Source organism: Rahnella ecdela, from assembly GCF_019049625.1.
GTDB lineage: Bacteria > Pseudomonadota > Gammaproteobacteria > Enterobacterales > Enterobacteriaceae > Rahnella > Rahnella ecdela.
Window position 1 is genome coordinate 134248 of sequence record NZ_JAFMOY010000131.1, and the last position, 13753, is coordinate 148000.

Genomic DNA, 13753 nt, shown 5'->3' on the forward strand with positions numbered 1-13753 from the left:
CGGAGCCAGAGATGAGCTTAACCGTTGGTCAAGAAATGAGAAATAAAGCAGACAGCGAAGCAACGAATTGGATGTTAAATCAGGCGCGAAATCAGGCTAAGGCTGATGCAGCAATCACCTTTTCCTCGCATCTGGATTCGCTAATTAGTCACGCGATTCAAGAGCAATTAGACAGGGTTCAAATCCTTGAATTACTTGGACAAGAATCCATCCGTTTTCACAACGAAGGTTTAGAAAATAAAGGGGTGATGTAATGCCAGATTTAATGGACTCAGTGCAGGAAAGAAATCTCGAAATTTTGACTCATCAGGTCGCTGCACATCGTATTCATAGCAATCGGGTATCGGCATCAGTCTGTGAAGACTGCGACCAGCCAATCCCTGCGGCACGGCGCGCTGCATTTCCCGGCGTCGTGCGTTGTGTGCCATGCCAAGAAATCACCGAACAACAGAAAAAACATTTCAGGAGCTAAGCATGATTCGAATTTCTGTAGGTGACAATTGGGTTGTGACGAGCGACTGCTACCAGTTCATTCTCAACAAAAAGAAAACTGTTCTTTCTGGCGATAAGAAAGGGCAGGAATATTTAGAAGCCACGGCTTACTACGCCAAGATTGACCAGTTGGTGAAAGGATTACTGCACTTTCATATCAGAGATTCTAATGTCCGTACCCTCGCGGAACTGGCTGATGAGATAGCTAAGATTGGAGATCTTTGCCGGGTTGCTTTTAACGTGACGCAGTCCGGTAAATAACGTGCTGATGAATGCGAGAGGGCGTATCGCGCCCTCGCCACCGCCTAAACTTATAAAAGCCGGCAAGGTTCCTTTTGTCGGCGCATACCCTTGGAATGCTCCCCGTCCTGCAATCTCAAAAGAAAGACCTCTTACCCTTGATGAATTCCATCAGGGGCAAGATGCCTTACGCAAGATCCACGTGCTGCCATTTTTTCTAAGTGGCATCTTCTCTGGCAGGTATGAATATCTTAAAGAAAGCTCAGGGCTGCTGGCTGCACATCGTTACCTCATCAATGTTTTTATGCCACGGATTTGGCCTCGCATCGAGGTTGTACAGGCTAAATATGCGTTGGCCTTAAGTGGCAGAGCTAATGAAATTTTTACTGATGAGGCTGAGAGTTATCGCCAGTTAGCTGGAATGAATGATAAAGCGCTGAAACGTCTCGCTATGCAAATTTCATCCCGGCTGTTCACAGAATATGAAGAGCAGAGCGATCGGCTTCTTAGTCAGCACAACGGGGTTCAAGCCAAGTTATTCACCGACAGCGCACAGCAAAAAATTTATTGTGAGGTTGCCGGTGCTGCCCGCGTTTTTAATATCACTCCAATGCACTGGCAAAAATACTGTAAACGCAAACTGGATATGCGCTCAGCGTTCTCCAGCATCGCGCGATTGGTAAATGATGAGTGGTGGATTCGACAGTTAAAAGCGCAGCGCACGCAGTGGCGCGAATCTCTCCTGATTGCTGTTGGCGAGGTTAGTCTGCAAAAGTCTGGCTATGCCAGCAAACAGGCTATCCGGGATGTTCGGGCGCGCCGTTTAGCAAACATGGAATATCTTAAATCCTGCGATTTAGAAAACATCGAAACAGGGGAACGTATAGATCTCATCGATAAGGTTATGGGGAGTATTTCTAACCCTGAAATCCGTCGTATGGAGTTGATGAGCACTATTGCAGGTATTGAAAAATATGCTTCAGAAGTTGGTCATGTTGGCATGTTCCTCACGATAACTACTCCGTCAAAATACCATCCAACACGCATGGTCGGGAAAAAGACTGATCGCCGCGTTAATTTCAATCATAAGTGGGATGAAGAGGCGTTTTCACCAAAGGATGGCCAGCGCTATCTGGTGAAAATCTGGGGCAAGATGCGTACAGCATTCAAAGATAACGGCATCAAGGTATACGGAATGCGCGTAGTTGAGCCTCACCACGACGCTACACCTCACTGGCATATGATGTTGTTTTGCGATAAAGCTCACCGTCAGCCTGCCGTTGACATCATGCGTCGCTATGCACTCCAAGAAGATGGAGATGAACGTGGGGCACAAGCTCAGCGTTTTGAGTGTAAGCATTTAAATAAAGGCGGGGCGGCAGGCTATATCGCTAAATACATAGCCAAGAATATTGATGGTTATGCTCTGGAAGGTGAGATAGACCATGAGACTGGCCGATCATTGTCAGAGACTGCCGCAGCCGTTACTGCATGGGCTTCTACATGGCGTATACCGCAATTTAAATCTATCGGTGTACCAACAATGGGAGCCTATCGTGAGCTGCGCAGATTGCCGCGTGGCGTGAGTATCGCTAGCGAGTTTGACGAACTTGTCGAAGCTGCAAGAGCAGCGGCAGACGGTGGTGATTTCGCCGCATATATTTCTGCGCAGGGTGGGGCGAATGTCCCACGCGATGAGCAAACGGTAAGAACTGCTCGCCAAGTGATTGATGAGTTAAACGAGTACGACGAAGAGATCCAGAAAATCATCGGCGTTTATGCCCCTCATCTTGGCACTGACCTCATCCACGAAACACGCACAACAAAATGGCGCATTGTCGCCAAGGCTGTTGAAGTTGCCGTTCATCCTTTGAATTTAATAAGCGCCTCCGGCGCGCCTCGGAGTCCTGTCAATAACTGTGGGGATGCGAAGGAAGAGCAAGCACTATTCCCTATACATTTAGAGGATGGCACTGAGCCGATGAAATTTGCTTTAAGTGGAAATCGTGGAGGTGATCAGCTAGATGCTGCCAATATGTTCAGATTCTTTTAAAGTATGGAAACTCCAATACTTTACTATCAGCGACCTTGTTTTAAACCATCGAGAACTTACTTTATCGCTCCATCAGCGCGTTTGACGGTGAACGAACGAGCAAGAATGGTGTTAATTCATCATGATTTAGTTAAGCATGGCATTAACCCGAACTATACGGAACTCACTATCCTAGCCCGTGGTGCTAAGTTGACATTCGAATCTAAATTTTTCTATTATCCTGTGATAGATTTATGGGGGGCTTATATAAAATTGGAGTTCGCTATCTTTTTCCAAGTCGGAATAATTAAAGGTTTGCCCTTTAAAGGTTAGTTCCTTGTTGCATTTCCCGGGGTGTCTTTGAACTACAGTTTCTCGTGCATTTTTGAAATAACTTAATTTGTTATTCGTATAATCAGAAGGGAAGTATGAATAAAAATCCGTTTGTGACTCACACGTATGAAACTTGGCAAGCCTTTCTGGGGGATAATCAGTATTTTGCAGATGATATGGGGTTTGTCTTTCGAGGGCATGGTTGTTCAGAATGGATACTTGAAACATCTTTGGATAGATTGTTGTCGAGACTATCACCTCAAGGCATTGATTTAGATAGCACATACGATTTTTTGCTAAAAGAATTTATTCATTCAATTCGCTCACGTTCAGGAGTCAAAAAGGATGAGTTACTAAATGATAGCGAAATTTGGTCACTAGGTCAGCATTATGGCTTAGCTACTCCATTGCTTGATTGGTCAAAATCACTTTACGTTGCTCTTTTTTTTGCTTTCGAGAATCATGAACCCTCAAAAAAATCATTCCGTTCTATATGGGCACTTAACCTCTGTCCCTTCGTCAGGGAGGCGATAACGGAGTTCAATAAGCAAAAGGAAGAGAAGCAACATTTTAAGATAATAGATCCTATTTCAGATGAAAATATGCGACTCATTGCGCAAACTGGAATTTTTAGTAGGCAACCATTAAAATTTAGTATTGTAGAGTGGGTGAAGGAAAATCTACCTCCTGATGCTCCATATTTAATAAAAATTAATATTCCTGAGTCTGAGCGACTGTCTATATTAAGACATCTCCGCTTAATGAACATACACCATGGGACATTATTTCCTGATGTGGAAGGAGCTGCTAAATACTGTAATCACACGCTTGAGTTGCTAACTGATAAGCGCAAGTTTGTTAAAAAATAATGCTTATGCTTAACTTGAATGAATCATGTTCACTATGGGGGAGTGCGTGGTTTAAACATATAAATAATTCACTTCCTTATGTCTTTTCTGTTTTTAAGGGCATAAGGATAGAGAGGGATTAAGGGCGTTATTTTTTTTTATTTTTTTTCACCGTGTCGTCTAAATCTTCGCTGTAGACAATCTCTAAAGCTTCGAATAGTCTACCTGTCATGGCAATTGAATATTCACCGCTCTTCCAAGCATTATACATGTCTCGTATAGTATTTTTAGCTTGGCCACGTTTTATAGAATTATTGTTTACACCACTGTTATCTAATGGTTCGTGATGAACATCAATATAGAAGAATCGTACATCTAAAAAAGTCCCCATAGGTTTTTTTAGGGTTATATCAGCATAGCAACAGTCATCCGATATGAATGGTTGATTCGTTTTTATTAAATGGCCAAGTAAAGGCTGGATTTTATTAAGTGTGTTTTGGTTTTTACAATAATCTACCCATCCGTAATTATACATGTATTCAACCCATTTACTAAATAGAGTTGCTGATTTATCTTTTTGATAATAGATAATCACTCCGGCATGATTATCTCTTTTAACATATCTAGTTAAAAGTTGAAGTACACCCTCAAAAATTTTTTGATTGCCATATCCTATTTTTGCCTCGGCAATCCAATGGTATTTATTATTTTTGCTATAAACAGTAATATCTACACTACCATTTTTCTTGGTCTGCTCTGTTGCTATATAGCCTAAATTAACCAGAGATGAAACGATTGTATGACTGAGTTTATCTTCGTCATCACAATAATATTTATCACTGGATGCCTCCATTAGCGTAATAATTGAGGCAATATCTCTGTACAACTTTTCTATGAAATCTCTTTCATTAAGAAAATGTTGGCTAATATGTATGTTGCGAGTTACTTCTTCAATTTTCATATATGCTGCTCATATTCAATAAGCAGTAAAAAGAAAGATACTTTGAATTGAAGTCATCAATTTCCCTTCCATTTTCATCCACTGGGATTTGTCCTTCGAGAATATAGTTGTTGTACTCTTCGAAGGGGATGTTTAAATACTCACCATCATCTTTTTCATAACAATACTTCACATTTAGTAAATTAGACCCGCCTCCGCTGAAATACTGAATGACTTTTAAAAGTTCATTGTTGTCATTGGTTTTTAAAATCTTGTATAATAAAGGTACAGTATACAACTCTCTACAAGAGTTTATATTTCTTTCCATATAGTCAAGAAGGTTAAAATAATGATATCTGCTACTCTCAGATATAAAAACCGATGAGTTGCTAATATCATTCAATCTCTTCCTTTGGTCGTAAATTATTTTAAGCATTTTCTTATGCTTATTTCGCACGCTTAAGGATGTCATTTATCACACCATAATGCACTGAATGATCGGCAGCTTGAGTAAAATAGAATGTTCCACAAAATTGGTTATTTGCCCAGTCAGACTTACTTGGCTGAAAACCAATTTCGTTAGATATTGTTTCATTATTTAACTTACTATCCAATCTAACTGCAACCCCGGAAACTTTCAAATTTATCTGTTGTGCAGTGTTCCCCTGCGATGTTGCTACAACTTGACGATAGCGAGCATCATATTTTGGATCCGTGCGACAACGTAACACTGCATCTTCATCTCCGTTTGGGTCTAAAAAATCTACCTGAACAAGACGACCATATTGCTTATCACTATAAATTTTAGCGATGGCATTAAAGAAGTTAACGGTTTCCAAGACTAAATTAACTCTCAATCCGGCCATAAAGTTGATGAATTCATTTCTGAGATTAACTAACTCTTTTTCCGCAATTCTTCGGCCAAGATTTTTATCTACTCTATACTCTATTCGGCTCAGATCATTAGGAATGAATACAGTATTAAAGTATTGTTCAGCATATTCGTTGCTGCGCATTTTACTTTTACCGTTTATTTTTTTTAGAATTACACAAGAAAAAATAAAAGCAATGCCATCCCCCATGTCTTCAATCGCAGTAATATAATTACCTGCTATTTTAGGCAAACCATTACCATCTTCTAGTTTTGAAGGGAATACTGAGCTAAAAGCTTGATCGAAATTTTTGAATGAAATCATAGACGGTATTTTTGTTGTATCTCCGCCTTTAATGTAATCGATACTGTAGTAATGGTTTATGCTCGTGATTATTTTCAAGGTAATCAATTTTAGATTGGAAAAGCTAGCATACGGTTTTTGAGGTGACGGATTAACAATAATATTTTTGATATTATCGACAGTGCTATTCCATCGAGTTGTAACATCAAAACCATGGCGCCCTGCGACACGTCGTAGGTAAGCCAATTCGGTTGTTTGCTCCAACCCCTTGAGTACATTGTCTAAAGCTGTAATCGATATTTGGGGATTCAAATTCAAAACTTGCTGTGTACTCATTTTCTCTCCAATTTTTTATATATTCATATCGGCTGTTTTGGAGTAGCCGAGTATGTGTAACAAGTGCCTTTGCATACCTTTTGTTACATTTTATGCGATTACACAACTATCCAGCATTTTCGTCAATAAGGTTTGTAGTCTTTATGCAATTTAGGCCCATGAACAACTTTGGCTTACTATACTCCCCATGCATTTTTCTGCGTTAGTTTGCATCACTTTAGGGACAATGTAACTTTGTCCATCGCTATGGCTGGTAAGGCTTATACCAGAGTATCTCGATGCATTATAATCGATCTGCAAAGCGGGCAGGCGTGGCGGGGATAGCATTGCGCGCGGAGCGTGTTGACGTACATTTATTCTAGCGTCTCAGCACGTCGTAAGGGGGTTATCTGGTTTCACCCTAAAACCGATCAGTTCCCAGAGCAGCGCTGTGTCTGACGCCTTTGACGAGCTACGAAGGTCTAAGGCAAAATGGCCACCCGAATATCCGAGTAGCCTTGTCTTGTCTGATGAATCAGGGTTTATTCTGTAATCGTTCTGGAGCTAATGCGATAGAAACAATTGTTCGACCTTGTTGATCGCAGAATTCAACTTCATAAGCCAGTGAAGGTGTGCTGTAAACATCAACAATTGTACCGATCATACCTCTGGTTAGTCCTTTATCTGGCATATCATTGACTAAAACGACAACGTCATAGGGAGAAGGTATCATTCATTTAAAAGCCGTTCTTTAGCTCCTGATAAAGCATGCTGAAACCAATCAAGGTTTATTGTTTTTAAGCCGTTTCCAAGCACTTCCTTCAGCTCTTCTTTGCCATCTTCTTGCTGTAAAAGCGCTACATATTGGTCATTGCAATAGATCTCAGCAATCAAATTTTCATAGTCTATATCGCTGGCTATGACAATTTCTAATAGGTGTGCATTCCCCACGTTTAGTTTCATAAAATCAATAATCTATACCCTAAGCGTCAATGTTCTGCTTGGCTTGTTCTATGAGTGTATAGAATTCATTGAAATCAAAATTCCAAATTTTCCCTGTATGGGGACATGGGAAAATTTCAATTCGGATGCCATTATCTGGCTCGTTGGACACTTCAGCCACCTGATCGGAATCAGAGTAGATTTCATAAACAACGTTTTCTCTGTCTGGCAAACTGGCCAGTTGTGCGGTTAATTTACTCATTTTGGTGGCTCCAGAAATCCTATTAACTTCCCTTGGGGGTCATACCTCAGACCCCGACCGTCTGTTGCAATAATATCAGTTACTTGACCAAATCGACCAGTGTTGCTGAATAGGACTTTTTTGCTTTCGTCGTTTAAAATGCCATCAACGATACTTTGCCCCTGTTCATTTATTGCGGCAGTATTTCCCTTAACGGGTGGAAATGCACTTCCAATACGTCCCCCATGCTTTTGCAGGGCACGTCCTGCTTGAGTTAAATCTCCCTTATCTAATAGTTTTGCACCATCGGATAACTGCTCGAGTGTAAAGCCATTAATGTTCTGCGGCTGCGTCAATTTCTCTAACTGACTAATCTCACCCGCGGCACCCATTCGACCAAGACCTAATCCCGCTGCCGCAGAGACAATAGCAATCGCCGAACCTGCGGTTGTCTCATTCAGCATCTGATCATAACCTGCCGGAGCTTCACCGCCGAGCTGTTGCGCAGTTTTGGCATAATCTGCAATGTTGCCATTGTAAACTCCACCAGCAGCTAATAACCGCCCGGCAGCTTTACTATTGATTGTCTTAGTTGACTGGGCGTGTTGAACAGGTGCTGAACCCCAACCCCCGTAATCATATTTCTGAGTTGGAAGGGCTTTTACACCTTGTCTTTCAGCTACGGCGAATTCATAAGCATCCATAGCCTGTCGAATAAACCATTCGTGGTACAGGTAGGCTCTGTCACAAATCAGGTCACCATTTTCATCAACGTAAAATGGGTTTTCGACCCAATTCCATTGCTCAGTGGTATCCACACCAATCAGCCAGCCTAACTGAAGATGCTCTTTTATTGAGTCGTAAATGGGATCCACATATCCGGTCTGTGCCCGTCGCCATGTGGGCTGTCGTGAGTAAAGGCGCTCAGGAACACTAAAGGGGCTGAATCTGCTGCGGTAATTTCGCTGATCCAGATCATAGTGGGTTTTAGATTGTTCTAAAGCGTGCTCGGGTGAGCAGATATAGGCGAAGTCTTCTGGGCGGAGTTCCCATTCAATTTCACGGCCTTTGTAGAGTGTAAACATGATGCACCTGCTAATCCTTGCAGTTTTGATTGATCAGATTTTCATCATATTACTTTTTTTGACTTAACCAAAATTATTGTATTTATATGCCTAAATAACATTTAGTTAGTGAAGTAAATGCCTGCATTAAAACCGCCAAAAATATGGCGGTTTATTCAGTATCAACAATGCTTAAAGCGCATAATCAGTAAACCGCACCACCTCATTTCCTACCCACTCATTTAACTCCTTCATGCGCTCCTGCAACGGAACCAACTCGTTACGCACAAATACTTTTGCCGCTTTTTCAACGTCACCAAAGCCGCCGGTGTTATTCGGGATAATGCCCATCATCTGCGGTGGCACCCGGTGCGCGCTAAGCAGATCGTCGCGCGTTGCGTTCTTGATGTTAAAGAAATCATCTTTGGTCGCCACTTCGCTGAGGGGAATGATTTTGATCGCATCTGATTTTCCGCCGGGGGCGTGGTAGAAAATATTTTTAAAATTCCCAGACCCTTTGGATTTCGTCATCATGTCGCGTAGTGCGGTCACGTCCTGCGAGTTTTGCGCCGGGTCGGTCACGTACATGACATAGCCCGCGTGTGCGCCGTTGAGAAAATATTTCCGACGGTACAGCGTCGCTGACTCATTGAGCCATGCGCTATTTAATGCGCTGAGGTATTCCGGCAGGCCGTACAATTCCTGATTAATGTCCGGCTCTTGCAAATGAAAAACGTCCCCCTGACCAAAGGCGTGGGGGCTTATGTAATTCTCCACGAACCAGTAAACATTTTCCTCAACACCTCGGCGCGTATACTTGGCAGGTGATGCCTCCAGTTTGAGAAGCTGGCCGGTCACGCTCAGGCGTTTTTCGATGAACGCATTACCAAAAACAATGTAGTCCAGCGCGTATCGGCTGAATTGCTGCTGAGAAAGCAGTGGGTGAGGGATGAACGTACTTGCCAGAATATTACGCTTAACGTACATCGGCGAACTGTGGTGAACGGCGGCGCGGAAGCTTTTAGCCAACCCGGAGAAAGTGACCGGTGGCTCGTACCATTTCCCGTTGCTGAGGCATTCCAGATAATTAAGAATATCGCGGCGATCCATTACGGTGGCCGGTTCGTCAAAGCGGAAGATTTCGCTTTTTTGGGAGTCGGATTGTGGTGTCAGTTTTTTATTGATGCGGTTTTTTTTACGGGTCATATCAGAACATCACCAAGGTGGATTTTATTTGTTTGCCGGAGGCGGCGGTCAGCGGCTCGTTAATCAGTACGTGCATTGTTGCCCATGCGACATCGGCGTGGCTGGCTTCTTCACTGCGGCTCGCGCGGTAGGTGGATTTCGCACCGCTGGCCGTCATGGTTTTCTGAATGGCCATGAATGAGGCCGTAATATCGGTATGGCCAGCGTCGTATTGCAGACAGCCGCGATGGATGGTGTTTTTCGCTTTCAGCACCATTTCCGTTTTCACTTCCGGCGTGTATTTGATTTCACGCGCTGCCGGGTAAAACTGCCTGACGAGCTGATAAACACCCTGACCGACGGTAGTGGCATCAATGCCAATATATTCGACGTTATATTTCTCTGTCAGCGCCTCGATGGCTTTGGCCTGCGCATCAAAATCCATGCCTTGCCATTGGTGACGCTCCAAAATGCGAAAGATGCCGCCCGGCTGAGCGGGCGGGGCAATGACCACACACCCGGCACTGTCGCCGCCGTTCGCTTCCGACGGGTCGTAACCAATCCACACCGGATTGTCATCGAACGGGTGAAATACGTAGGGATTAAAGTCCGGCCACTCTTCGAGGCTGTCCACCATGCACCCCTGCAACTCCTCAAACGGAAATACCGACGATTTATCATCGACAAATTCACACATCAGCAGGTTCTGATATTCGGACGGGCTGTATTCGAGCGAAAGCTGATTAATGTCGAACAGGTCGCAACCCCCGGACAGCGCATCTTCAACGGTGACAATCTGCCGCCATTGGCCGTCGGCACATTCCACACCGGCGGCTAAATGGCTGTGGCTGAGGTCAAGCTGAATACGCTGGTCTTTGTGCCTACGCCCTTTGTTAAATAATTCACCAGACCAGAACGGATAGGCACTGTGGGCAAGGCTCGACGGTGTGGAGAAATAGGTGGTACGCCATTTTTTATGCAGTGACATCCCGGAGGCCACTTTGCGCAGCTCCTGAAATTTTGGGATCCAGAAATATTCATCCAGATACAGATTGCCGGTGTAGCTCTGCGCGGTGCGGATGTTTGTTCCGAGAAAGAACAGGCGCGCCCCGTTTGAAAGCTGCATCGGGTCGCCTTTAAGGTCTACGTCCACCTGCCGGGCAAAGTCGATGATGTAATTTTTAAAGACGTGCGCCTGTGATTTACTGGCCGAGATAAATATCTGATTACGTCCGGTGGTCAGCGCATCAAGCAGCGCCTCGCGGGCAAAAAAGAAGGTCGCGCCAATCTGGCGAGATTTGAGAATATTGCGAATACGGTGCTGTAAACCCGCCTGATACCAGCCGCGCTGATACTCAAACGCATCATCCAGAAAAATGTCACTGAGTTTGGCGATAGCATCATCCGTGAAAACGTTTTTCTCCGCTTTTTTTCGCTCCCCTTTGTTGCGGTTCGCCACGTTCGGATTTAAATCCGCTTCGCTGCCGGTGGACATGTAGCGGTTAACCCTTGCGAGACGCTCAATCTGTCGGCCTAGCAGGTCGATTTCTTTAAAATCCTGCCCCTCTTTTTTACTCTTCATCACCAGTTGAATGACCCGCGCCTCGATGCTGGTTTCAATGCGCGAAATCGGGGCGACGGCGTCCCATTTTTCACGCTGTTTCCAGCTCTGCACTGTGGGTTTTTTCAGACTGAGCATTTCCGCTATTTGCGTGACGGAAAAACCCTGCCAGTAAAGCAGTGCCGCCTGTCTGCGCGGGTCGCTGATTAATCCTGCGTTGTTCTCGGTCATTGTGTCGCTCCGCTGAATGGATGAGCGTCACGCTACGCAACCGCTCACACCCTCGCATTAACCCCCTGTTGTGTAATGGATCGTCAGACGGCCACCGCTGGCCGTGCGGGCTTCAGGTCGGGAAACTAGCCCCGAACCTAACTCCTACTCAGGACATCTGAACAATGGCAAAGAAAGTATCGAAATGGTTTCGAATCGGTGTTGAGGGTGATACCTGCGACGGCCGCAATATTGAGGCAAGCGACATTCAGCAAATGGCCGCCGCGTTTGATCCGCGCGTCTACGGTTGCCGCATCAATCTGGAGCACATCAGAGGCTTATTACCCAGCGGTGACTTTAAGCGCCTCGGTGATGTCGTCGAACTGAAAGGCGAGAAAATTGATGATGATTCAGCTCTGAAAGGTAAGTGGGCGCTGTTTGCCAAAATCACCCCGACTGACGAGCTGGCCGCAATGGTCAAAGCGGGGCAGAAAATTTATACCTCCATGGAAATTCGCCCGAATTTCGCCAACACCGGTAAAGCCTATCTGGTCGGTCTGGCCGTGACTGATGACCCCGCCAGCCTTGGAACGGAAATGCTCGAATTCAGCGCACGCGCTAAGGTCAACCCATTCGCCGGTAAGAAAGACCAGCCGGATGATTTGTTCTCCGTGGCCACCATTGCCGAGCTTGATTTCGAAGACCTTCCCGACAACCTGCTTACCAACCTGACGGAAAAGATCAAAGGGATGTTCAGCACCAAACAGACCAGTGATGACGCCCGTTTTTCTGACGTGCAGGGCGCGATCACTGTCGTGGCTGAGGAATTACAAACCGTATGTGAAACCACCGCAAAACGTTTCTCTGAATTGGAGCAGGAAATTACCGCGCTTAAAGGACAGGTAAAAACCAGCGATGAAGCGCTTACCTCTTTAAAAACCTCCCTCGACAGCACCGAAAGTTTCAAACAACCGAAACGCCCGGTCTCTCCGGGTGGCAACGGTGAAAGCACCTTTTTGACAAACTGCTAACCGGCGGCGTTCCCCTTTATTCCTGAAAAACAGTGAGAGAAATATGCGTAAGAACACCCGTTTTAAATTTAATGCCTACCTGTCCCGTCTGGCCGAGCTGAACGGCGTCGATGTGGAGGATTTGAGTAAAAAATTCAGCGTTGAACCTTCCGTCACGCAGACCCTTATCACCACCGTGCAGGAGTCCTCAGAATTTCTGAGCCGCATCAACATGGTGCCGGTGGACGAACAGGAAGGTGAAAAAATCGGCCTTGGCGTGACCGGCTCTATTGCCAGTACCACAGACACCGACGGCGGCAGCGAGCGTAAAACCGCAGATTTTCAGGCGCTGGCTTCACGCAAATATAAGTGTGAACAGGTCAATTTTGATTTCCATATCCGTTACAACACCCTCGATTTGTGGGCGCGTTATCAGGACTTCCAGACCCGTCTGCGCGATGCAATCGCCAAACGTCAGGCACTGGATTACATCATGGCCGGTTTCAATGGCGTAAGCCGCGCGGAAACTTCTGACCGCAGCAAGTTCCAGATGTTGCAGGACGTGGCTGTCGGCTGGCTGCAAAAGCTGCGTAACGAAGCCGCCGAGCGTGTGATGGATAAAGTCACCGACGACACCGGCGCGGTGGTTTCCGACACCGTGCGCATCGGTAAGAACGGTGATTTCGAAAATATCGACGCCGCTGTCATGAACGCCACCGATTTTCTGCTGGATGCGTGGCATTCAGAAGACCCCGGACTGGTAGTGATTTGCGGTCGCAAAATGCTTTCCGATAAGTATTTCCCGCTGATTAACAAGTCACAGGAAAACAGCGAAAAACTGGCCGGTGACATTATTGTCAGCCAGAAACGCATCGGTAATTTGCCTGCGGTGCGTGTGCCTTACTTCCCGGACAATGCCCTGCTGATCACCCGTCTGGATAACCTGTCTATTTACATCATGGACAGCTCACACCGCCGCCATATCGAAGAAGTGGCGCGCCGTGACCGCATCGAAAACTACGAGTCCCTGAAAATTGACTTTGTGGTCGAAGACTACGGCTGCGCGGCGATGATTGAAAACATTGAGCTCGGCGATTTCACCCCTGAAAAAAACGAACCGGCCTCATCACCGGTGACCGAAACCCAACCTGAAACCGAGGCATAA

16 protein-coding genes are annotated in these 13753 nt (G+C 45.2%); 7 read left to right on the forward strand and 9 right to left on the reverse strand.

Features of this window, described 5'->3' with window-relative positions; genetic code table 11:
• The first annotated feature begins 11 nt into the window (after positions 1-11).
• The 5 genes from J1784_RS19230 to J1784_RS19250 all read left to right on the forward strand — a co-directional run bounded on the left by J1784_RS19230 (position 12) and on the right by J1784_RS19250 (position 3966).
• The gene (locus J1784_RS19230; RefSeq protein WP_037036054.1) at positions 12-254 is read left to right on the forward strand and encodes a DUF2732 domain-containing protein; all 243 of its coding nucleotides are present in this window, start codon (positions 12-14) and stop codon (positions 252-254) included.
• Positions 254-472, forward strand: a complete 219-nt coding sequence (locus tag J1784_RS19235) for a TraR/DksA family transcriptional regulator (protein ID WP_217150525.1) — start codon at positions 254-256, stop codon at positions 470-472. The genes J1784_RS19230 and J1784_RS19235 overlap by 1 nt, the downstream gene beginning before the upstream one ends.
• A 2-nt stretch (positions 473-474) precedes the next feature.
• Positions 475-753: a DUF5405 family protein gene (locus J1784_RS19240; protein WP_217150526.1), complete on the forward strand. Its 279-nt coding sequence runs from the start codon at positions 475-477 to the stop codon at positions 751-753.
• A gap of 7 nt (positions 754-760) precedes the next feature.
• Positions 761-2785: a replication endonuclease gene (locus J1784_RS19245; RefSeq protein ID WP_420803984.1), complete on the forward strand. Its 2025-nt coding sequence runs from the start codon at positions 761-763 to the stop codon at positions 2783-2785.
• 407 nt (positions 2786-3192) lie between these two features.
• Positions 3193-3966: an FRG domain-containing protein gene (locus tag J1784_RS19250; protein WP_217150527.1), complete on the forward strand. Its 774-nt coding sequence runs from the start codon at positions 3193-3195 to the stop codon at positions 3964-3966.
• 127 nt (positions 3967-4093) lie between these two features.
• Here J1784_RS19250 and J1784_RS19255 read toward each other — a convergent pair whose 3' ends face one another.
• From J1784_RS19255 to J1784_RS19295, 9 genes are all read right to left on the reverse strand, one after another.
• Positions 4094-4906, reverse strand: coding sequence for a hypothetical protein (locus J1784_RS19255; RefSeq protein WP_217150528.1), 813 nt, complete (start codon positions 4904-4906; stop codon positions 4094-4096).
• The gene (locus J1784_RS19260) at positions 4896-5288 is read right to left on the reverse strand and encodes a hypothetical protein (RefSeq protein ID WP_217150529.1); all 393 of its coding nucleotides are present in this window, start codon (positions 5286-5288) and stop codon (positions 4896-4898) included. Before J1784_RS19260 ends, J1784_RS19255 begins: the two co-directional genes overlap by 11 nt.
• Before the next feature lie 43 nt (positions 5289-5331).
• Positions 5332-6396: a hypothetical protein gene (locus J1784_RS19265; protein WP_217150530.1), complete on the reverse strand. Its 1065-nt coding sequence runs from the start codon at positions 6394-6396 to the stop codon at positions 5332-5334.
• Between the two features lie 514 nt (positions 6397-6910).
• Positions 6911-7108, reverse strand: coding sequence for a DUF4926 domain-containing protein (locus tag J1784_RS19270; protein ID WP_217150531.1), 198 nt, complete (start codon positions 7106-7108; stop codon positions 6911-6913).
• Positions 7105-7338, reverse strand: coding sequence for a hypothetical protein (locus J1784_RS19275; RefSeq protein WP_238485614.1), 234 nt, complete (start codon positions 7336-7338; stop codon positions 7105-7107). Before J1784_RS19275 ends, J1784_RS19270 begins: the two co-directional genes overlap by 4 nt.
• A 19-nt stretch (positions 7339-7357) precedes the next feature.
• Complete coding sequence (locus J1784_RS19280) at positions 7358-7579, reverse strand: hypothetical protein (RefSeq protein WP_120509533.1); 222 nt, start codon at positions 7577-7579, stop codon at positions 7358-7360.
• Positions 7576-8643, reverse strand: a complete 1068-nt coding sequence (locus J1784_RS19285) for a DUF8093 domain-containing protein (protein ID WP_217150532.1) — start codon at positions 8641-8643, stop codon at positions 7576-7578. Before J1784_RS19285 ends, J1784_RS19280 begins: the two co-directional genes overlap by 4 nt.
• Positions 8644-8814: 171 nt before the next feature.
• The gene (locus J1784_RS19290; protein ID WP_217150533.1) at positions 8815-9828 is read right to left on the reverse strand and encodes a phage portal protein; all 1014 of its coding nucleotides are present in this window, start codon (positions 9826-9828) and stop codon (positions 8815-8817) included.
• A gap of 1 nt (position 9829) precedes the next feature.
• On the reverse strand, positions 9830-11599 hold the full coding sequence (locus tag J1784_RS19295) for a terminase ATPase subunit family protein (RefSeq protein WP_217150534.1): 1770 nt from the start codon (positions 11597-11599) through the stop codon (positions 9830-9832).
• Positions 11600-11763: 164 nt separating this feature from the next.
• On the opposite strand from J1784_RS19295, the gene J1784_RS19300 reads away from it, so the two are divergent.
• The gene (locus J1784_RS19300; RefSeq protein ID WP_217150535.1) at positions 11764-12609 is read left to right on the forward strand and encodes a GPO family capsid scaffolding protein; all 846 of its coding nucleotides are present in this window, start codon (positions 11764-11766) and stop codon (positions 12607-12609) included.
• A 43-nt stretch (positions 12610-12652) separates the two neighbouring features.
• Positions 12653-13753 (forward strand): phage major capsid protein, P2 family, encoded by a 1101-nt coding sequence (locus J1784_RS19305; RefSeq protein WP_217150536.1) that lies wholly within the window; start codon positions 12653-12655, stop codon positions 13751-13753.